Genomic DNA, 18980 nt, shown 5'->3' with positions numbered 1-18980 from the left:
CTTTTCCGTAGGCCTACTATAATTTTCCGAGTTTGGATCTGGATGTTTCGATGCGAAAAAGACTTGCCGGAAAGGGAATATTGTAGAGAGTCTATAATATTAGAATCATTCTAAACTTGGGATAATAAGATGGAACGAAATAAATTGATCGCGATGGCAGTGTTTTTCCTGGTTGCCGTCGTTTCTTGTGGACCGTCGGAAAAGACTAAATTGTTGGTAGAAGACGCAAAACGGAATTTTGGTACGATTCCTGCCAAAATGCCTGGATCTTCTAATGATACGCCGGAACTGATTGCCTTGGGGGAAAAACTCTACTTTGAAAAAAGGCTTTCCGTAAATGATTCCCAGGCTTGTAGTTCTTGCCACAATGTTAGCGGGAAAGGGGCAGGGGTGGACAATCTGCCCACTTCTCCCGGCGCCCACGGCAAAAACGGGGATCGAAATTCTCCCACTTCCTTGAATGCGGGATTCCATGTGGCCCAATTCTGGGATGGAAGGGCCGCGGACCTCAAAGCGCAGGCGAAAGGTCCCATTTTAAATCCCGTAGAAATGGCCATGCCTTCGGAAGCGGCTGTGGAAAAGAAACTCTCCGAGATTCCGGAATACGTGGAACTGTTCGCAAAGGCCTTTCCGAAAGAGGAAAGGAAAATCACCTATGACAACCTAGCGGCTGCCATTGCAGCCTTCGAAAGAACTTTGATTACAAAAGACCGTTTTGACGAATTCCAAAACGGAAACTACCGGGCCCTCAATTCCGACGAGCAAAAGGGATTGGAGACCTTCATCTCTACAGGTTGTATCCAATGCCATAACGGTCCGCTTTTGGGAGGAAATTCCTTCCGTAAACTGGGACAAGTCCATCCGTATGAAAATACTACGGATAAGGGCAGACATTCCGTTACGAAAAACCAAGCCGATTTGTACGTATTCAAAGTGCCTTCCCTGAGAAACGTTGCCTTGACCGCGCCTTATTTTCATGACGGAAAAGTGGCGACTTTGCAGGACGCCGTTAAGAAAATGGCACACATCCAGTTAGGAAAAGAGCTTTCTGTACAGGAAATCGACTCGATCGTACATTTCCTGAAAGCTTTGTCCGATAAAAATCGGTCTAACTAGAACGGACTTACAGAATTGAAACCTATTCAAGCCGGCCCTGGAGACAGGACCGGTTTTTTTTATCTTTCCAGAATCTGTTTGTACTTTCTGGGAGTTTGGCCCGTATAGATTTGCCGTGGACGTACTTTCCAATGGTTTCCGGCGAGGCGTTGCTCTCTCCAGTGCGCCATCCAGCCCGGAAGTTTTCCGATCACCTGCATTGCGGTAAACAGTTCTTTCGGAATTCCTAAACTATGGAATAGCACTGCGCTATAGAATTCCAAATTCGGATACAGATTCTTTTCCAGAAAATAGGAATCCTTGCTAAGATATTCGTCCACTTGCAGGGCGACTTCCGCGATGGGGTCCAATTTTTTTTGCTTATAAAAATCGGAGAACAGTTTCTGCGCCACGATGGACCGTTTGCTCTTTGCCTTGTATGCGTCATGACCGAACGCAGTGGAATGGAAGTGGCCTTTTCCGGTCTTGTATTTTTCCAGATAATCCGCAGCAGACATTTTGGATTTGATGATGTCTTCTATCAACTCCACGGCGGCGACTTGTCGTCCTCCTTCCCTGGACCCCCAGAGCGCGTTGATGGCCGAGGATACGGAAGCGAATATATTGGCCTGGGTGGATCCGATCAGTTGCACGGTCGTATTGGATACGTTCTGCTCGTGATCGGCGTACAGGATCCAGAGTTGGTTTAGGATTCTGTCGTGGTCTTCCGTCGGTTGGTATTTTACGGATGGTAAGGAAAAGAGCATGTACAGAAAATTTGTGCAATACGGGTGTCTATCCACCGGATACACGAAGGGCTGACCGATCATCTTCTTGTAGGAGAAAGCCGCGATGGTACGGATCTTCGCCAAAAGCCTCGCCGCTTGATCGATTCCTTTGTCCAGATATTCCTCGTACTCGTTTTGGTAGTAGCTGGAAAGGGAGGACACCATGACGGATAAGATCGCCAAAGGATGTCCTTTTCCCGGAAATCCGTCGAAGAGATTGATCATATCCTCATGGATCAAACTGTGCTTGGAAAGTTTCGTGGAAAATTCCTTCAATTGTTTTTCATCCGGAAGTTCCCCGTAGATCAGGAGGTAACTGGTTTCTACGAAAGTGGAGTAATGCACGAGTTCGGCGACGTCGTATCCTCTGTAGTGCAGGTCTCCCGTGTCCGGATCCCGGCGGGAAATCTTACTCTGTGCATAGGCCGTATTGAAAAATCCGGGGTCAAAGGAGGTCAGTCCGGTTTTATCGTGCAATTCACGAATATCTATCCCTTTCTTTCCGTCGGTACCGATTACTAAGGGAAGTCGGTGGACTTGGTCCCCGACTTTCAATTCTACGAAGTCGCTCATACCGATAGGAAAAGCCGACTCGTCGGACGAGTCAACCTTCCTTCGGAGACCCTGCGTGAATTTTGCCTTTCGCTCGACAAAACGCATAGGGAAGTTTCTTGTTTCCTAGCCGAGGGGCTGCTCTTATTGATGATCGGTTCGTCCTTCTTTTTACAATTTTGGATCCAATTCGGAACCGCTCTTTCCTTGCTTCTGGCGTTTATGGAGGGGGTGAAAAAACGGGAGTCCTTCCTGCCGGGAGGGATGTTTTTTTTAGCTCTGCTACTCGCTTCCGTAGAGAGTCGATTGGGGCTGACTTTAATTCCGGAGTCTTTGGAAAAAACCTGGGCTTGGATCTTTTTTTTCCCTTCGGTTTGGGCCATCGGACCGGCCCTCCTTCTCGTATCCCGCAATATGGTCCAATTTGCACTCGATCGGGAGATCTCCATTGGGCCTCATTTTCTCCCGGCTCTAATCGTACTCTTGGGAGAATGTCTGACCATCCTCTTCCTCCCGACGGAATTCCGCAGGGAGGCGGTCTCCAACGCCATAGAGGGAAGCAAGGTGGATTTTCTTACCTTCGTTTCCGTTTTAGGATTCGTCCACCAGACCGTGTATTCCGTATTGCTGTGGATCCTTTTCTTAAAAGTTTCCAAGGAAACCGAGATACCGTTATCCTCCTTTGTATACAGCATTTTAGCGGTGATTTTTGCGACGATCGAACTCTGTTGGCTCGGTTATTTTTTGAAGAGCAAAGAGCTTCTAGCCACCGGGGCCAGTTTCCAAACCCTCGGAATCGTGCTCATTTTTCTGTTTTCTTCCCGATACCCCAATTTCTTCGTCTCTTTAAAATCCGAGATCCAGCAAAAAAGATACGAGAGGACCCAGCTAGGAGGCGTCGATTTGGACGCCGTAAAAGCAAGGTTATTGGAATTGATGGAAAAGGAAAAAGCCTATCGAGAAGAGGCTTTGAAGATTCAGGATCTGGCCCAAAGATTACTCCTCACTCCGCACCAGCTTTCGCGGATTCTAAACGAGACCTACGGAAAAAATTTCAACGAATTCGTGAACGGTTTTCGAATCGAAGAGGCTAAGGTTCTCCTCTTGGAGGACGAGGAAAGGACCGTTCTCTCCATCGGTTACGAAGTCGGGTTCAATTCCAAATCCACCTTTAACGCACAGTTTCTGAAAATCTCGGGAAAGACGCCGCAAGAATGGAGAAAAAAGGGTCTCAATTCATAAGATCGGACGATTCTTTTTTACATACCGGTTAGAATAAAACCTCCCCATTGAAAATGAGAGGAGGAATCCATGTCACGGGAAACATATTCCGCGTCCGAACTGGCAGCGTATCGCCAGGTCCAGGCGCTCGCTTATAGGGCGGTGGAATCCGTTCGCAAAACTCTAAGTCCCGGGATCACGGAAAAGGAAGCCGCAAAAAGAATCGATGCTGCGATCCGTGAAGAGGGAGGATCCTCTTTTTTCCATTACGGATTCGCATGGTTCGGAGATAGGACCGCCTTTCGCGGGTTCAAACGTCCTCTTTCCTTCCGGCATCTCGGAAAAGGAGAAGGAGTCCTTCCCCATTTCGGCGGAGATTTTCAACCGTCCCGACGAAGATTGGAAGAAGGGATGGCCGTGATTTTGGATGTGGCCCCTTCGTTCGAAGGTAGGTCGGCGGACATCGGATATTCCTTTTGTTTCGGTAGAAACGAAGAGCATGAAAAGGCGATGGCATCCCTGGAAATATACCGGGAATCGATTCTGAAAGGAGTTCTCGCCGAACGAACATTAGGTGAGATTTATCGGGAAGTGGACGATAGGATCCGTGATGCCGGGTACGTAAACTGTCATGCGGTTTATCCTGAAGGAGTGCTCGGACATAAGGTGGGGAAACTTCCCGCTTACAATCTTCCTGGCGGAAGGTTTTATGGTTTTCCCCTCCAAACCTTCGTCTATCTACTCCCGCAGATGGCGGCCGCCAGGCTTCCCTGGAATTCCAAGCATTCTCCTCTTTGGGGAGAAAGATCCGAATTCCGAGCCGAACCCGGCCTTTGGGCGGTAGAACCGCATATCGGAAAGATCTATTCCGGACGAAACGCTGCCTCCTCCTTCGGCGTAAAATGGGAGGAAATTTTGGTGGTTACGGATTCCACGGCGTACTGGTTGGACGAGGACTTACCGCATGTTCGAGGCTGGAAGAAGGACCATCCGAGTAAAAAGGAATCGAAGACGCAAAAGTCTAAGTCCGGAAAAAAGATCAAGGTCCCGGCTTAAAAAGGGGAGAAAGGGAAACATGCGGGAAAAAACCGAAACAGGCGGTAAACTTATGAATCACAATCCGGTATTACAAAGCAAGGACTTCAATTTTTATCCGGTCCGAAAACCGAAGTTCGAATTTTCGAAAGACAGAACCAGCAAACATTGGCTAGACGGTTCCGCGTATAAAACCCATATTATGAACACCTGGACCTTATTCTTTCCGGACGGGGAACGGTTCTTTATCCGGAGCATTCAGAAATTTCTGCCGGTCATCAAAGATCCTAGGGTGTTAAGGAACGCGAATGCGTTCCTCGGACAAGAAGCCCAGCACGCGGGAGAACACAAAAAAACCTGGAAAATTCTGGAGGATCAGGGTTATAAAATCAGAGGATTCGTGAATTTCTTCAACGCGCTTTGTTTCAAATTCATGGAAAAGGTGGGTTCCGCGAAAATGTGTCTTTCCGCTACCGCGGGAGCGGAGCATTATACTTCCTTGATTGCCACCATCGGTTTAAAGACGAAGGTATTGGATCGCGCAGAGCCCGAAATGAAACGACTTTGGGAATGGCATGCTGCCGAGGAAATCGAGCACAAATCGGCGGCATTCGACGTGTTATTGGATGTCGGAGGAAATTATTTTCGGAGGATTTTCGGCTTTTTGGCGGCGACGATCGTATTCTGGCCTCTCACGTTTATCGGAGCTGAAATTCTCTTATGGCAAGACGGGTTGACGTTTCGATGGAAAACGAGATTGGACGCGTTCCGTTTCATTTTCGTGGATGAAAAGGTGTTCTTCCATTGGCTCGCCGCTTTCTTTCGGTACCTCAAGCCGGGCTTTCATCCGGACCAGGAGGATAATATGGAGTTGAGCAGAGCGATTTTTGAAGCGCCGGAACATAGATATAAGGAAACTGCATGAGCAATTTACGCGAAAAACACATATTGATCACCGGAGCCAACGGAGGTTTCGGCAAAGAACTGACCAAGCAACTTCTGGAAAAAGGGGCCTATCTCATCTTGACGGACATGAAGGCTCCGGATACGAAACCGGAAACCTATCTGGGCGGCAAGGCGGCCAAGGGTAAGATTTTGGGAAGTTTTGCCGCGGACCTGAGTTCGGAAGCCGGTTGCAATAAGGCCTACAAGGACGCGACCAAAATCGATCCAAAGATAGACATACTCGTCAACAATGCCGGGCTGGCTTTTATGGGCCGCCTTTTGGATGTGCCTATGGAAAAATGGAAGCTGATCCTGGACGTGAATCTATACGCGCCCATTTATCTCTCCCGCCTTTTTTTGCCTGCCATGTTGGAAAGAAAATACGGACATATCGTGAATCTCTCTTCCGTCGCCGGAATCACTTCGCCGGGAGAGTTGGTCTATTATTCCGTTTCGAAATTCGGAATCCGAGCCTTGGGAGAAGCTTTGGATTCGGGGTATCGCCAAAAGGGAGTGTATACTACGAATGTTTATCCTTTCTTTGCGGATACGAACATTCTGAAATCCGAACAATTCGGCGGGAAGGACCGAAAAGAGGTGCCTAAAGCGATTGTAGACAGTCCTTCCATGGTGGTGCGAGCGATCGTGCGAGGAATGGAAAAGAAAAAACTGCACGTATTCCCTGGGTTTACCGCCAAGATGATCCGCTTTTTGACCCGTTTGTCTCCCGGATTTCTGAGAGCAATGGAGCGTCTCGGGCAAAAGGTATCGTGATATGAATCGTACAGGAACCAAGCCTAGATTGAAAAAAAGTTCCGCCTTTCTTACTCCTGGGGGTGAGTCCTTCCGGGAGACTCGGATCGCAAACGGAGAAGTTTCGCTTTTTTTAAAGTACAACGGAACCTCGGCGGAACGAAAAAATCGACCCACAGTCTTGTTCGTTCACGGATATCCGGACGATCACAGAACATGGTCCTATCAGTTGGATGCGTTATGCAAAGAATATAATGTCGCCGCCTTGGATTTACGAGGCGCCGGGCTATCCTCCAAGCCTACAAAGCAAAAAGCGTATAATGTAAGACGGATTTTCGAGGACCTCAAGGAAGTGATCCTTTTTTTAGGAGGAGGCAAACCGGTTCATTTGGTCGCACACGATTGGGGGGCTTTGATTTGTTGGGCGTTTGCGGGCAGCGAGGAATATTCCCATCTGATCAAATCTTATACGGCCATGGGAGGACCTCATCCCGTCTTGGCACAACGAGGAATGTTCCGGCTTTTCTTTTCCCTGAATCCGGTTTCGATGTTTAAGGCGTTATCTCAGGCTCGCAGATCCTGGTACGTCCTTTTCTTTCAGATTCCTTTTTTGCCGGAATGGTGCTGGAGATTTTTCCCTAAGTTTCTCTGGAAGATGGCTATGAATTTGGGCGGGGTTCCCAAAGAGGATTCGCTCCGTTCCAAAACCGAAGAGGAGATTCTGGCTTCGGCAGTTTGGCCGATCAATCTGTACCGGCAAATGTTGCGGGGAGAAAGATACCCCGTTCCGAAACGAATCCATCCTCCGGTCCAGGTATTAATTCCGGTCAAAGACTTTGCGATCCGTCCCGAGTGTTATAAAACTCACAAGGAAGTCTGCGACTCCTACCGGGAGTTCCGCTTGGACGCCAACCATTGGGTCCAGAGGATCCTTCCGGATTCCGTTACGGAAAAGATCAAAGAATTCGTCTGGGAAAACGGCTGATCCGGACGATTTTCGGAGGATTGGTTGGCTTTTCCCGACCGGTCCTCGATTCTGTCCCGGATGAAGCATCCGGAGATGTTCCGCAATCGATTGGGAAGGATGTCCAAGCATTGGAAAAAATGGGCAAAAAGAAGAAATATCTTCTGCTTCCGGGTATATGACCGGGACATTCCTCAAGTTCCGATCTCTGTGGACCTTTACGAGGATTTTTGCCTCGTATCCGAATATACCAACGAATACCCTCTTACGGAAGAACAAAGGGAAGAGGAAAGGGCCCAATTCAGATCCATTCTTCTAGAGGTCCTCTCCGTCGCAGAGGAAAAACTCTTTTGGAAAAAAAGGGAACCTAAGAAAGGAATCTCCCAATACGAAAAGTTGGAGGAGAGGGCTGTTTCCGCGACCGTTCGGGAAGGAGGCCTGCGCTTCCGGGTCAACCTGAGCGATTATTTAGATACCGGTCTTTTTTTGGACCATCGATTTACTCGGGAACTAGTGAGGAAGGAGAGCGCGGGAAAAAACGTGCTGAATCTTTACTCTTATACTGGATCCTTTTCCGTTTATGCAGCATCCGGCGGCGCGGCAAAAGTAACCAGTGTGGATCTTTCCAGAACCTATTTGGATTGGTCCGAAGAGAATTTCCGGTTAAACGGATTGGATTCCGACAAACATTCCTTTTTACGTGAAGACGTAAGCGAATGGTTGAAGCGGGAACGAGCGAATCCGAACCGGGAGAAGTTCGATCTGATCGTGGCGGATCCCCCTACGTTCTCTAATAGTAAAAAGATGAGGGACGTTTTCGACGTTCAAAGGGATTATTCTTTCCTGTTGAATTCGATCTTTAAGGACTTCGCCTCCGATCGAGCGGTGCTTTATTTCTCCACGAATTTTCGAAAATTCAAAATGGAGCCGGATTCGATCTTGTGGGAAAATCAGAGAGACTTGACCAAAGAAACGCATCCCGAGGACTTTAGGAACGAAAAGGTTCGGCAGGTCTGGAGAATGGAAAAGAATTCCTGAAAGAATTCCGAAAAAGTATGAAGATTCCTGCAATCGTTTTTCCGTTTCTTGTTGCTGTGTTCTTATCCGGCCCCTTATTCGGAAAGTCCACGGATGCGGATGACGTATCAAGGTCCCTTCGCACCTTGGATCCGGCTTCTCTTCCCGTACATTCGGCTCAGGACGAAAGAAGGGCGGCGAATCGGTTTTTTATCGGAGGAATCGGTGCCGACGGCTTCGTTTGGGGAGGCATAGGGGTTCAGATCTCCGGAAGATTCGCGCTTTCCTTACAAATGCAGGAGCAGAGTTCTCTCCAAAGATTCGATTTGAAGATGAATCTGGTTCCCGCCAATCTCAGCGGAACTTTTACGTTGACCCAGCACGAACGGATCCAGAGGCAGACAAGCCTACAATTCGAATGGTTTCCGTTTTCAAACCCGTATTTTTTTGCGCTCGGTGCCGGTTTAGAGTCGTTTTCGGAAAAGCAGAGAAAAAGGGAAATTTGGTTTCCCTACGTGTCCCTCCAGGAACACGACTGGAATCTGTATCAGAAAAGACCTTTCCTGTCTGCGGGATCCGGATTTAGATATCTCTTCGGATCCTCCTTTTTCGTACACTTCGGCGGAAACATATTACTATATTTGAAACAGGATTACCATGCGAATCGGGGCGCATATTATGCTAATACGATATGGGATCCGACTCAATTCCAACAGTTATGGATGGAACCGGATAAGGAAGGAAAAAGTAGACAGAGCGGGTACGGAGCTCAAATACAGATCCTATTAGGCTTTTATTTCTAATACTCGATTCGCATATTATTATTTAAAAAAATACGATTCTTGCAAGAAAAAAATTGTCAAAATTATAGCATTTCGTCGTATATTGTGGTCTATGCGAAGGCTTGATTTCGGCAATTTCGAAGAGTCTAGGGAAGAGGCGGAATTTCACAAACTTCTGAACGAAGCGGTTCTAAATCTTTGCTACGAACTTCCTCCGGCGATCCGATCCGAGACATTGCATTTCCTATACAAATATTCCGACAGTGCAACGGATAGCAGTTTCGATTATTTCAAAAAGTATTATAGTCCTTGCTATACGATCCTATATTGGATCAACGAAAACGCCCAATCCCTGGACTGGGACGATCCTTGGTTGGAACTTTTAATACAATCCCATTCATCGGCTCTTCTCCTATATTCTTTGGATGACCATCTGGTGGAACGAACCTTAAAGACTACGCATTCTTTGTTGCAACTGCGTACTCAAACTTGGGAACGCTATTCGCAAGCGGGGAGGTTATTCGCCAAAGAGATTCACGGAGGAAGTTCGGTGCGAGAGAGCTTCGTGGACCGTTATTTCAATTCCGTGCGCGACGATTCTTATATGGAGACTCTTGAGGCCTATCTGGACAGGTTCCGTCTCCGAATGGCCACTTGCAGCCTGCAACCGTATCTATTGGCACGTTCGTTCATGACTCGGGAGCAAGCCGAAGCGGTGTTAAAAATGTACGAAGCCTTCGGTATCGCATGGAGGCTGCTGAACGATTATCAGGACTTGGAAAAAGATCTGGCAAACGGTACTTTTTCTTCCATGATCTATTTTTTATCCAATGCGGATGCGATGGATTGGGGAAGTCGAGGGCGTTCCAGAATCCTTTCCCGTTTCGAGGATTTCGGATTGGAATTAAAGATCTCGGATATGATCAACTCCTATCTCAAGGAGGCGGCTCGAATCGCCTCCGAACTTTTTCTGAATCATTATGCGAACTGCCTTTTGTCCATGCTAATTTCGATCGAGCCGATTCCGCTTTCCGGCGCGAGGGATCTGAGCGAAATTTAAAATCCGATCATCATTCCTCCGTCTACGCGTAGGGTTGCGCCCGTGATCCAGTCCGCTTCATCGGACGCTAAAAAACGCACGGCCGAGGCCACAGCTTCCTCGGGGTTCCGGTCGATTTTCAGAGGAATGGAATCCAGAATGGATCGACGGACCTCTTCCGTCAGCTTAGCCGCAAATCCGTTGTCGATAAATCCCGACGCCACGCAATTGACCGTGATGTTTCGGGAAGCCAATTCCCTAGCGGAAGATTTCGTAAGAGCGAATAACGCAGCCTTTGCGGAAGAGTAGTTGCTTTGCCCTCCATTCCCGTAAAAGCCGGAGACGGAACCTATATTGACGATCCTCCCTTTTTTGGCCTTTAGCATCGCTTTTGCGGCGATTTGGGTCCCGAAGAAAGCGCCTTTTAAGCAGACATCCTGCACTAGATCCCATTTTTCTTCGCTCATCCGTATGAGAAGGTCGTCCTCCACCGCGCCTGCGTTATTGATCCATATATCCAATCCTCCCGTACGCGCTAGGGCGAACTCCGCCAAGCCCACGATTTCCTCTCTGGAGCGGACGTCGCAGGTTTGCCAAAGAATATCCCCGCCCGTTTCCTGCCGAAGTCCCTCTGCGGCTTCCTCGCAATCCTTTTCGTTTAGGTCGGAAATGAAAACGATACATCCTTCCTTTGCGAATCTTTTCCCGATTTCCCTTCCTATTCCTCTCGCCGAGCCCGTGATTACTACGGTTTTATTTCGGAACGACATATATTCCCTCCTACGTATTTATTTAGACATCTAAATATTTGTTATTTTTACCGCTTTGATTCTCTTCCCGATCTTAAGTTTGAAAATTTCCGTAAATTTTAGTTAGGATGCGGAGGAATTCCTTTTTTTCCGATTCTTCCAAGCCACCGTACAATTTGTCTAAAGTATTACGAGAAGCTGATATTACTTTACGGACGCTTTTTTTGCCCTTCCCCGTCAGTTCCGCCGTGGTAACCCTTCCGTCCTCGTCTAATTTCGTTCGGGTCACGTAATCGAATTCCTCCAGCTTGTCTAGGAGAGCCGTTATAGTCGCATTCGTTCTGTCCAAAGTCGACGCCAAATCGCTCATTCCAGCTACCCCTTTGCGGCTCAAAACGTATATCACTCCCGCGTGAGCCGGAGCCAGATCCTTGATTCCTTGTCTCTCCAATTCCTTTGCCAGGAATTTTTGGATCCTGTCCCTGGTTCGGGAAAGAAGATGGATGACGTAATCGGGTTCCATATATTTAGACATCTAAATATATCCCGAGAAGCGTTCGCAAGCAAAAAAAGCGATTTTTATCCTTCGTATTCGGCGACTAGTAAGGCCATATCATCCTGGTATTGGTGGGAAAAATTCTCTCCCTGATAGGACTGGACCCCTTTCATGACTGCGTCGCAGAGATCTTCGGGGGAAAGATGGGCGTTTCTTTTCAGGAGTTCGGCCAGGTTTTCCTCGCCGAGTAGGACTCCGTCAGCATTTCTGGCATCCGGTATTCCGTCGGTGTACAATACGATCTTGTCGCCGGGTCTCAAGGGGACGCTTTCCGTTTCATAGAGGGTAGGGATGGATTCGTAGATCGCCATTCCTTTAGGTCTGTAGAATTCGATTTTTCCGTCTTTGCGTAAGACTAGGCATTCCGGATGACCCGCGTTGGCGATCAGCGAATGTCCCGTATTCAGATCCACGATGACGAAGGTTGCGGTCAAAAAATGTCCGTCCAATTTTCCTTCGAGTTGTTCCCGTATATGGAGAAGTAGCGCGGACGGCTCCTGTAGATACTTGGCCCAACTTCCCAAAGTCATCTTTACCATCGAAGCTAGGAGAGCTGCGGAAACCCCATGGCCGGTCACGTCCCCTATGAACATTCCTAAGGTGCCCGACTTGGAGTCGTACAATACGTCCAAAAGGTCGCCTCCGATCTCCATCATGGGACGGTATCGATAGGCCATAGAAGCGTGAGGAATCACTGGCATTTCTCTAGGGAGTAGCGCGGACTGGATCTTTCCCGCGATGGAAAGGTCTTTCGCGAGAATCTTTCCCTTCTGTTCCAGTTCCGTTTTTTGTAATTCTATGATCCGTGTCCTTTCCTCGACTTTACTTTCCAGAGATTCGTTTAACAATTTCAGATTCACCTGGGAATTTTCCAATGCGCGGAACACTTCCGCATAACGTTTCGCTAACGCTAGACTGAATAGCAACGTGAGTCCCAGGAAACTTTCGTTTACCCAAATCCCGGATCGACCGATTCCCGCAAAGGAGAGCACGGTGTAAAAAGAGGAAGAGGCCACGAGAACGAGTCCGGAGACCACCCATCGGAAGGATAGGATACTGGTTTTTCGGAATTGGACGAAAAGATAGATCGTATATGCGAAAAAGACGACCAATACCACGATGAAACTGTGGAAGGCGTATTTTCCGAAGTTGGACAAGCCTCCCGTCCATCCGAACTCCAAAGAAGGCCATAAGGTATGGATAAAAAAGAGAAATTCCAGAGAGGTTCCGATCTTGTCTCGCGGAGTTTGGAACACTCCTCTCGTAAATTCATGGAAAAGGATGGGAAGAAAGGCGCCGATGGAATAACCGAATAAAACGTACATCCAGGGAGAATCCACGAGATACGTCCCCCAACCTTCGTATGACGGATACCAAAGTGCCAGAGATAAATTCAACAAGGCGAAGGACAGATTGAATTTATCCTGCCTTCTCCGGATATAAATGAATATGAAAAAGACGAAGGAAAACAATTCCAGAGAGGTGAAGAATAGTACTCTCGTCGCTTTGAGCAGGAATACGGATTGGATCTCCTCGAACGTTCCGAAAATCGGATCCTCTCTGAGTCCTCTCGGGCCGTCAAACGGGGAGAGAATCAGCGCTAGACGTTCCTCCTCGCCGAATCTTTCCAAAGGAACAACCCGCGGTTTTGCGTCCCTCTTTTGTGCGCTTAAGGGAGAGGAGTCCGAGTCGGAGATTTTCCCTTTCCGGAGGAGCAAGCATCCGGCCGGGCAGAAAGGCAGATAAACCGCCGTTGCTGACGGACAATCCTTGCGTCCATCCGAACCGGCGCACTTCAGGGTATGCGAATATACCGAAAAATATTTTCCCCAAGGATCGGACCCGGTGATGCGGGTCATGGAAACGGGCTCCGGATTGGGGTGTTGATCGGCTATCGGGCGATCGACCAAAGGGTCCTTTATAGAGTGAATAACGGACCATCTTTGCAAATCCACCGGGGAGGCAGACGGAGACCAGAACGTTATCGGAGCGGGCTGAGAATTTAGATTATTTTGAAATACTAATATTCCTATAAAAACGGATAGGATTCGGAAGCACGGTTTTAGGGTGAATTTTTCTATTTCGCTTTTCATATTTACGCATCTGGTGGGAAAGACTCCCTATATTATTATTCGCACGGCAGGAGCCGCATTTGCAAGATTTTAATCGTACGCGTCTTTCGCGCATCGGAAGCCGAAATGATGGTATTCCGGGAAATTCTGCGGTATGTGCGCCCTTCGTTTGGATCCTCTGGCGTATTCGGCCGACCACCACCAGGACCCTCCTTTCAGAACCTTCTTATCGTATCCGGGGCAGGACTCCTGCCCTTGGCAGGGACCTTGCGGGTCGACTCCCCGACATTCTTCTCCGCAGGCAGCATAATCCGGGGCATACCAATCCTGTACCCATTCCCAGGAATTTCCGGCCATATCGTACAGTCCGTAAATGCCGGGGGGACGGCTCCCTACATCTTTGGTGGTCATGAGATTCGGAGGGTACAATACTCTTCTGGAACAACCTTTGCGGTTTCTTTCCATGATGATTGAATTCTTACAGGTCGCGGTCTCGTTGCCCCAGGGATACAAATTCCCGTTCGGTCCTCGAGCGGCTTTTTCCCATTCGGCCTCGGTCGGAAGGCGCTTCCCCTGCCATTCACAATATTCTTTTGCTGTAAACCAACTTACTCCGACCACGGGTTGCTTCGGTCGTAAATAGGGTTCTCCGTATCTCGGTCCGATATAATCGCAGGTTCCTTTTTGCAGGCAGTCCTTGCATTTACCAGCTTCCAGGCATTTGTTGAAGTCTGCGTTCGTAACCTCGTAAATATCGATAAAGAAATCGCTGATATAGACGATTCCTTCGGGTTTCTCGTCCGGCTCGAATTCCTCGCTTCCGCGGATGAAATCTCCTCCCGGAATGCATTGCATATTCTGAATCTTTTTTCCTTGGCAAGGAAGTTTAACGGGTACGGGAAGGCTCGACGTCGGATTTCCGGAGACTTTCTCGACGGAGGGTAGGGATAGAAAGAGAAGGATTAGAAGAAAATGAACTGGACGAAAGGAACTCATCACGCGACTGGATCTCGAATTTCGCTCGGTGTACGTGATCATTCGAATGTACCGCTTATTGGCAAGAGAAAAAACTGTTTCGAAGGGAGGGGGAGAAATCTGGGCGGACCTTCCAGGAACGGAAGCTCGCGTTTTAAGGGCGAACTCTCGGAAAATAAATCAAATCCGTGATTCCGGGATCCACTCCTCCCTGGAATAGTAAGGTCGTGATTTGACCTCTATGGTGGGTTTGGTGATTGAAAAAATGCGTTAAAACTTCGTGTACCGGTGTTATACAAGGAATTCCTTTCGTGTTACGGAGGGTGCGAAACAGTCACAGCGCTCTGAACGTAAGGAATTACCAAAGAAGGAATCGTTAGCTGGGACCGAAGCGGACGCGCAGCCCAAAGAGGCGCGGTCCCGCTATCGCGGGAGTCGTCGGTCGTCTACATTATAAATATATGCGTATTTTATAATATTCTTTTTGGGATTCCATGATTTCGATTCCGTATTTCCTCTTTCGTTATTGGATCTGTTCCTTTAGTGATAGATCGCTTTTGGCTTGGAGGTGTGAGATTTTTCCCGTTCTCTGCGTAGCGATTCGCAATTTCCGGATTGTTTTTATTTTTCGTTTGCGTTCCTTCGATAGAATAAGCATCTGGACGAATTGTAAGTGAAATTATTGCAATTGGAATGGAAGTTTCGTTTGTATTTTAGAACGCGAAATATATGCAAATCTTAATGGACCCAACGCCGAAGCTTCGCGAGTCCTGCTATTTATGCGGAACAAAAAGCAGTAAGATCGTTTTTGTGGAGAATTCGATTCCGATCGTGGAATGTCTCGCTTGCGGTCATGTTTACTCCACTTTCCTACAGGACGAGCACTACGACGGTTATTGGCCGGAGGGAGCGGAGCATTACGATCTGCACTGGTGGGATATCGCTCATCGGGACATCTATAAGGATTTTTGCAATACATTCCTGAAAAGTCCGAAAGGAAGGATCCTTGACGTAGGTTGCGGACTCGGTTTTTTTATCCGTACGATCAACGAAATAAAGCCCGGATGGAAAACTGTCGGCTATGAAATTTCGGAAGATGCCGTCCGTTTTGCCCGGGAAAAAAATCTACTATCGGACGTTCACTCCGGGATTGTTCAAAATAGCGATTTGCCTTCGGAAAGTTTCGATGTCATTACTCTTTGGGATGTTATAGAGCATATTCCGAATCCGCATAGTTTACTGCAATATCTGCATACTCTTTTGAAGCCAGGAGGAATTCTATTCGTAGAAACCCCGAATTTTCCGATGCAACTCCTGAAGGCGAAGTTGAAAAAGGCGTTTTTGGGAGGGGATCCTAACGCGCATTACTTGGAAGCGAAGGATCATATCAATCATTATAAGAAAAAGACTTTGTCTTTTCTCGCAGGTCAATGCGGGTTTTCAGATGTTACGTTTACGATTCTGAAACCTATTTCCTCCGTTTCGGGGAGTAGATCTCTCGCGCGTGTATTTGCAAAGAAATGTCTGTACTATTTTGCGGGTTTCGTTCGATTTATTTCGCGAGAAAACTTGAATGTAGCTCTGACTCTCTTTGCCGTTCTTCATAAGAATCCTCCGGTAGCTGCGTCGAATCAGGATAAGGATCGTTAGAAGATGTGTTTATTTTAAAACATTTGTTCCAAAAAGAGGAATTGAATTGAGGAAATGTTTCGGTTCCATCGCATGGGGACAACAGCGGTTCTGGCTCGTCAGAGGTCGGTTTTCCTAGGAAAAAAACTCGCTCTTACGAATAGTTTGCTTGATCGTCCGATCTCCGCCCCAATTATTACTTTTTCCAGAAACACGTTAAGGAGTTCATCGACCATGAAAAAATTAATCGCTCTTTCCGTTGTGTTGGCCGCATTCCTTGTTTCCGACTCGCTGTTTGCTCAGCCCGCTCCCGTAGTCGGAAAATGGAAGACCATTGATGACGAGGACGGTGCCGAAAAATCGGTAGTCGAGGTTTACGAACAAGGCGGAAAAATTTACGGCAAGATCGTCAGCTTGCGGGATCCGAACGATAAGGACGGGAAGCCGAAAGTTTGTACGAAATGCGAAGGCGCCGACAAGGACAAACCTGTCGTCGGTTTGGTAATCATCAAAGGTCTTTCCGTGGACGGAGACGAGTTTACCGGCGGAACCATCATGGATCCGAATAACGGCAAAATATACAAATGTAAGTTAAAGTCCGTAGACGGCGGTAAAAAATTGAACGTGCGCGGATTCATCGGATTTTCTTTGATCGGTAGAACCCAAACCTGGCTCAAAAAATAAGTTAGAGATGTGCATTTCTCCGGAGGAATTCCTCCGGAGTAGCGACATTTCGGGAATTCACAATGAAACAGATTTTGAAGGGAATGCTTTTATCCTGCTTGTTTCTTTTTACCGCTTCCATGTTTGCCGATCCTTTACCGATCGTAGGCTCGTGGAAAACGATCAACGAACAAGGTAAGGAAGAATCCGTAGTGGATATCTACGAACAAGGCGGGAAAGTTTACGGTAAAATATCCAGTCTCACCGAGCCGAACGACAAGGACGGCAAACCTGCTCGTTGTACCGAATGCGACGGACCGGAAAAAGATAAGCCGGTTCTCGGAATGGTGATCATTAAGGGACTTTCTCCGGATGGAGACAAATGGGCGGGTGGTCGCATCCTGGATCCGAACGACGGAGTTTGGTACAAATGCTTTCTTCGCTCCGTGGAAGGCGGTAAGAAACTAGAAGTCCGCGGATACGTGGGTTTTTCCCTGATCGGTAGGACGCAATACTGGATTAAAAAATAGGGTTTGCCGGAGGATTCTTTCCTCGAATCCGTATTTTCTTGGTTTGCAAAGCGAAGGCGGAACAATACCGTTTCTTTTGGTGTCGTTCAGGTTTCGCTTTTTTCTCTTTTGCAATCTGGTTCTTTTTTATGTCCCTGCGAACTGGTCCTGTGTTTATCGCGCTACCATTCCGTCCCGGCCTCTGAACGATCCGGGTAAAATGACCCTCCTGAAAGTGGATCGGAATTTCAAAGAGGAATTCCTTCGGGTCACGGATTATCGGGTGCCCTTTACGTTCGAAGAAAAGGATTCCTTTTACGCGACCGTTCCTCGGTCCGATCTGAAGTCTTACGGTTTTCCGAAGCAGGGAATTTCCCAGGTATTCAAGTATCCTTTCAAATATTACGCCGGCAATTATCAGGAGTTGGTAAACGAAACCATATTCGCATTAGGCGACGTCACAAAAGGCTACAAGGATAATTCCCTAAATTTCAGATATCTGTATTGGATCTCGAAGCTTTTTCCCAGGCAGGCGTCGTTTCAGGTTATCGGAAAATCCAGCAGGGGAGCCGACATCTTCGCGATCCTTCTTACGGATCATAGGACGGCGGACGCGGGAAAAGTCTCCGTTCTTTTTAATTGCGCCCACCATTCCAACGAAGTGATCTCAGTGGAACACTGTTACGACGTCATTTACGGAGTCTTATCCTCCAAAAAGGAATATTCCGACGCATTGTCCAAGCTGAAGATCTGGATCGTTCCCATCGTGAATCCGGACGGCGCCAACGTTTTTTGGAACGAAACGATCGCAATGGGGCGGAAGAACGGCTATCCCGGATACGGATCCATATTAGAAAAAGATAATCCCGGCGTGGATATCAACAGGAATTATCCTTTTTTTTGGGGAAAGACCAGATCGAACCAGACCTCTCCTCTGCCTTCAAGCGTCTTTTATAGGGGGCCTCGTCCTGGATCCGAGCCGGAGACCGTCGCTATGATGACTTTGGCGGAAAAGGAGAGGTTTGTCGGATCCATCAGTTATCATGCGTACGCGAATTGCATCCTCGTGCCCTACACGATAGACGATACCCGCAATCCTGACCCCGATCTTGCTTGGAGTTTGGGAAATAAGATCGCCGCCGAAATAAGAAGCTACAATCCGGACAAGGCCTTCCGTGCTAGAAAGAATATCTACGGGGTCGACGGGGTGGACCAGGATTATTTTTTCTTTAAATACGGAACTTTGGCTTATCTTCTCGAAACATCCCATTCGAATCCTCCTTACTCCGATGTTTCGAAAATCGTGGAATCCATGCGTCCCGCCTGGAAACTTCTCCTTCGGGAATTGTTGGAAGGAGATAAGATTTTTTTCCGGATCTCGGATGAGAACGGTCACCCTTTGGATGCGAACGTCGTTTTCGAGAACCAGACATACTATCACGGAGAAACCAGAACCGCCAGACCTTCCGACGGAATCTATTTCCAGTCTTTTCCATTTTTAAGGAAGCTCAAACTTCGGGTGGAAAAGCCCGGCTATACTCCGTTGCATTGGGAAGGTACTACATGGAAATCCTGGAAAGCCGTGGATTTGGTATTGAAGAAGGAGTGAAGACGAGGTTGATTGGCCCGAAACGGA

General features: G+C 47.8%; 18 protein-coding genes and 1 pseudogene. 13 read left to right on the top strand and 6 right to left on the bottom strand.

What is annotated here, in order from left to right; all coding sequences use genetic code 11:
• Positions 1-129: 129 nt before the first annotated feature.
• Positions 130-1116 (top strand): cytochrome-c peroxidase, encoded by a 987-nt coding sequence (locus tag EHO61_RS02110; RefSeq protein WP_135811994.1) that lies wholly within the window; start codon positions 130-132, stop codon positions 1114-1116.
• Between the two features lie 59 nt (positions 1117-1175).
• Here EHO61_RS02110 and EHO61_RS02105 read toward each other — a convergent pair whose 3' ends face one another.
• A complete protein-coding gene (locus EHO61_RS02105; protein WP_135811993.1) occupies positions 1176-2456 on the bottom strand; it encodes a citrate/2-methylcitrate synthase in 1281 nt (426 codons plus the stop codon).
• Positions 2457-2585: 129 nt separating this feature from the next.
• On the opposite strand from EHO61_RS02105, the gene EHO61_RS02100 reads away from it, so the two are divergent.
• From EHO61_RS02100 to EHO61_RS02065, 8 genes are all read left to right on the top strand, one after another.
• Positions 2586-3677: a helix-turn-helix domain-containing protein gene (locus EHO61_RS02100; protein WP_135811992.1), complete on the top strand. Its 1092-nt coding sequence runs from the start codon at positions 2586-2588 to the stop codon at positions 3675-3677.
• A gap of 69 nt (positions 3678-3746) precedes the next feature.
• Positions 3747-4712, top strand: coding sequence for a M24 family metallopeptidase (locus EHO61_RS02095; RefSeq protein ID WP_135811991.1), 966 nt, complete (start codon positions 3747-3749; stop codon positions 4710-4712).
• 19 nt (positions 4713-4731) lie between these two features.
• The gene (locus tag EHO61_RS02090) at positions 4732-5616 is read left to right on the top strand and encodes a metal-dependent hydrolase (RefSeq protein WP_246031968.1); all 885 of its coding nucleotides are present in this window, start codon (positions 4732-4734) and stop codon (positions 5614-5616) included.
• Positions 5613-6410, top strand: a complete 798-nt coding sequence (locus EHO61_RS02085) for an SDR family NAD(P)-dependent oxidoreductase (protein ID WP_135811990.1) — start codon at positions 5613-5615, stop codon at positions 6408-6410. The genes EHO61_RS02090 and EHO61_RS02085 overlap by 4 nt, the downstream gene beginning before the upstream one ends.
• A 1-nt stretch (position 6411) precedes the next feature.
• Positions 6412-7374 (top strand): alpha/beta fold hydrolase, encoded by a 963-nt coding sequence (locus tag EHO61_RS02080; protein ID WP_135811989.1) that lies wholly within the window; start codon positions 6412-6414, stop codon positions 7372-7374.
• A 60-nt stretch (positions 7375-7434) separates the two neighbouring features.
• On the top strand, positions 7435-8391 hold the full coding sequence (locus tag EHO61_RS02075; protein ID WP_135812543.1) for a class I SAM-dependent methyltransferase: 957 nt from the start codon (positions 7435-7437) through the stop codon (positions 8389-8391).
• A gap of 17 nt (positions 8392-8408) precedes the next feature.
• Positions 8409-9173, top strand: a complete 765-nt coding sequence (locus EHO61_RS02070; protein ID WP_135811988.1) for a hypothetical protein — start codon at positions 8409-8411, stop codon at positions 9171-9173.
• Positions 9174-9264: 91 nt separating this feature from the next.
• Positions 9265-10212, top strand: coding sequence for a terpene synthase family protein (locus tag EHO61_RS02065; RefSeq protein ID WP_135811987.1), 948 nt, complete (start codon positions 9265-9267; stop codon positions 10210-10212).
• Here EHO61_RS02065 and EHO61_RS02060 read toward each other — a convergent pair.
• From EHO61_RS02060 to EHO61_RS02040, 5 genes and pseudogenes are all read right to left on the bottom strand, one after another.
• Positions 10209-10961: an SDR family oxidoreductase gene (locus EHO61_RS02060; protein WP_135811986.1), complete on the bottom strand. Its 753-nt coding sequence runs from the start codon at positions 10959-10961 to the stop codon at positions 10209-10211. The genes EHO61_RS02065 and EHO61_RS02060 overlap by 4 nt on opposite strands.
• 73 nt (positions 10962-11034) lie before the next feature.
• Positions 11035-11463: a MarR family winged helix-turn-helix transcriptional regulator gene (locus tag EHO61_RS02055; RefSeq protein ID WP_135812542.1), complete on the bottom strand. Its 429-nt coding sequence runs from the start codon at positions 11461-11463 to the stop codon at positions 11035-11037.
• A 56-nt stretch (positions 11464-11519) separates the two neighbouring features.
• On the bottom strand, positions 11520-13355 hold the full coding sequence (locus tag EHO61_RS02050; protein ID WP_246031967.1) for a SpoIIE family protein phosphatase: 1836 nt from the start codon (positions 13353-13355) through the stop codon (positions 11520-11522).
• Positions 13356-13658: 303 nt separating this feature from the next.
• Positions 13659-14450, bottom strand: a pseudogene (locus EHO61_RS02045) (formylglycine-generating enzyme family protein); the annotation flags it as partial.
• Between the two features lie 247 nt (positions 14451-14697).
• Positions 14698-14877 carry a DinB family protein gene (locus tag EHO61_RS02040; RefSeq protein WP_135812540.1) on the bottom strand — a complete coding sequence of 60 codons (180 nt, stop codon included), beginning with the start codon at positions 14875-14877 and terminating at the stop codon, positions 14698-14700.
• Between the two features lie 407 nt (positions 14878-15284).
• On the opposite strand from EHO61_RS02040, the gene EHO61_RS02035 reads away from it, so the two are divergent.
• From EHO61_RS02035 to EHO61_RS02020, 4 genes are all read left to right on the top strand, one after another.
• Positions 15285-16193: a methyltransferase domain-containing protein gene (locus tag EHO61_RS02035; protein WP_135811984.1), complete on the top strand. Its 909-nt coding sequence runs from the start codon at positions 15285-15287 to the stop codon at positions 16191-16193.
• A 213-nt stretch (positions 16194-16406) separates the two neighbouring features.
• On the top strand, positions 16407-16856 hold the full coding sequence (locus EHO61_RS02030) for a DUF2147 domain-containing protein (protein ID WP_135811983.1): 450 nt from the start codon (positions 16407-16409) through the stop codon (positions 16854-16856).
• Between the two features lie 62 nt (positions 16857-16918).
• Complete coding sequence (locus EHO61_RS02025; protein WP_135811982.1) at positions 16919-17365, top strand: DUF2147 domain-containing protein; 447 nt, start codon at positions 16919-16921, stop codon at positions 17363-17365.
• 76 nt (positions 17366-17441) lie between these two features.
• Positions 17442-18953, top strand: coding sequence for a M14 family zinc carboxypeptidase (locus EHO61_RS02020; protein ID WP_135811981.1), 1512 nt, complete (start codon positions 17442-17444; stop codon positions 18951-18953).
• Positions 18954-18980 lie beyond the last annotated feature (27 nt).

The sequence above is a fragment of the Leptospira fluminis genome, from assembly GCF_004771275.1.
GTDB classification, from domain to species: Bacteria; Spirochaetota; Leptospiria; order Leptospirales; family Leptospiraceae; genus Leptospira_B; species Leptospira_B fluminis.
The sequence above is the reverse complement of the archived record's forward strand: the minus strand, read 5'-3'. Positions and strand labels throughout refer to the sequence as shown.

What these genes read in the sequence shown, in the direction of transcription:
- EHO61_RS02025 (WP_135811982.1), top strand. Translation starts at nt 16,919, where the DNA reads ATGAAACAGATTTTGAAGGGAATGCTTTTATCCTGCTTGTTTCTTTTT.
- EHO61_RS02055 (WP_135812542.1), bottom strand. Translation starts at nt 11,463, where the DNA reads ATGGAACCCGATTACGTCATCCATCTTCTTTCCCGAACCAGGGACAGG.
- EHO61_RS02090 (WP_246031968.1), top strand. Translation starts at nt 4,732, where the DNA reads ATGCGGGAAAAAACCGAAACAGGCGGTAAACTTATGAATCACAATCCG.
- EHO61_RS02065 (WP_135811987.1), top strand. Translation starts at nt 9,265, where the DNA reads ATGCGAAGGCTTGATTTCGGCAATTTCGAAGAGTCTAGGGAAGAGGCG.
- EHO61_RS02050 (WP_246031967.1), bottom strand. Translation starts at nt 13,355, where the DNA reads ATGACCCGCATCACCGGGTCCGATCCTTGGGGAAAATATTTTTCGGTA.
- EHO61_RS02085 (WP_135811990.1), top strand. Translation starts at nt 5,613, where the DNA reads ATGAGCAATTTACGCGAAAAACACATATTGATCACCGGAGCCAACGGA.
- EHO61_RS02100 (WP_135811992.1), top strand. Translation starts at nt 2,586, where the DNA reads ATGATCGGTTCGTCCTTCTTTTTACAATTTTGGATCCAATTCGGAACC.
- EHO61_RS02060 (WP_135811986.1), bottom strand. Translation starts at nt 10,961, where the DNA reads ATGTCGTTCCGAAATAAAACCGTAGTAATCACGGGCTCGGCGAGAGGA.
- EHO61_RS02030 (WP_135811983.1), top strand. Translation starts at nt 16,407, where the DNA reads ATGAAAAAATTAATCGCTCTTTCCGTTGTGTTGGCCGCATTCCTTGTT.
- EHO61_RS02035 (WP_135811984.1), top strand. Translation starts at nt 15,285, where the DNA reads ATGGACCCAACGCCGAAGCTTCGCGAGTCCTGCTATTTATGCGGAACA.
- EHO61_RS02105 (WP_135811993.1), bottom strand. Translation starts at nt 2,456, where the DNA reads ATGAGCGACTTCGTAGAATTGAAAGTCGGGGACCAAGTCCACCGACTT.
- EHO61_RS02110 (WP_135811994.1), top strand. Translation starts at nt 130, where the DNA reads ATGGAACGAAATAAATTGATCGCGATGGCAGTGTTTTTCCTGGTTGCC.
- EHO61_RS02075 (WP_135812543.1), top strand. Translation starts at nt 7,435, where the DNA reads ATGAAGCATCCGGAGATGTTCCGCAATCGATTGGGAAGGATGTCCAAG.
- EHO61_RS02070 (WP_135811988.1), top strand. Translation starts at nt 8,409, where the DNA reads ATGAAGATTCCTGCAATCGTTTTTCCGTTTCTTGTTGCTGTGTTCTTA.
- EHO61_RS02095 (WP_135811991.1), top strand. Translation starts at nt 3,747, where the DNA reads ATGTCACGGGAAACATATTCCGCGTCCGAACTGGCAGCGTATCGCCAG.
- EHO61_RS02080 (WP_135811989.1), top strand. Translation starts at nt 6,412, where the DNA reads ATGAATCGTACAGGAACCAAGCCTAGATTGAAAAAAAGTTCCGCCTTT.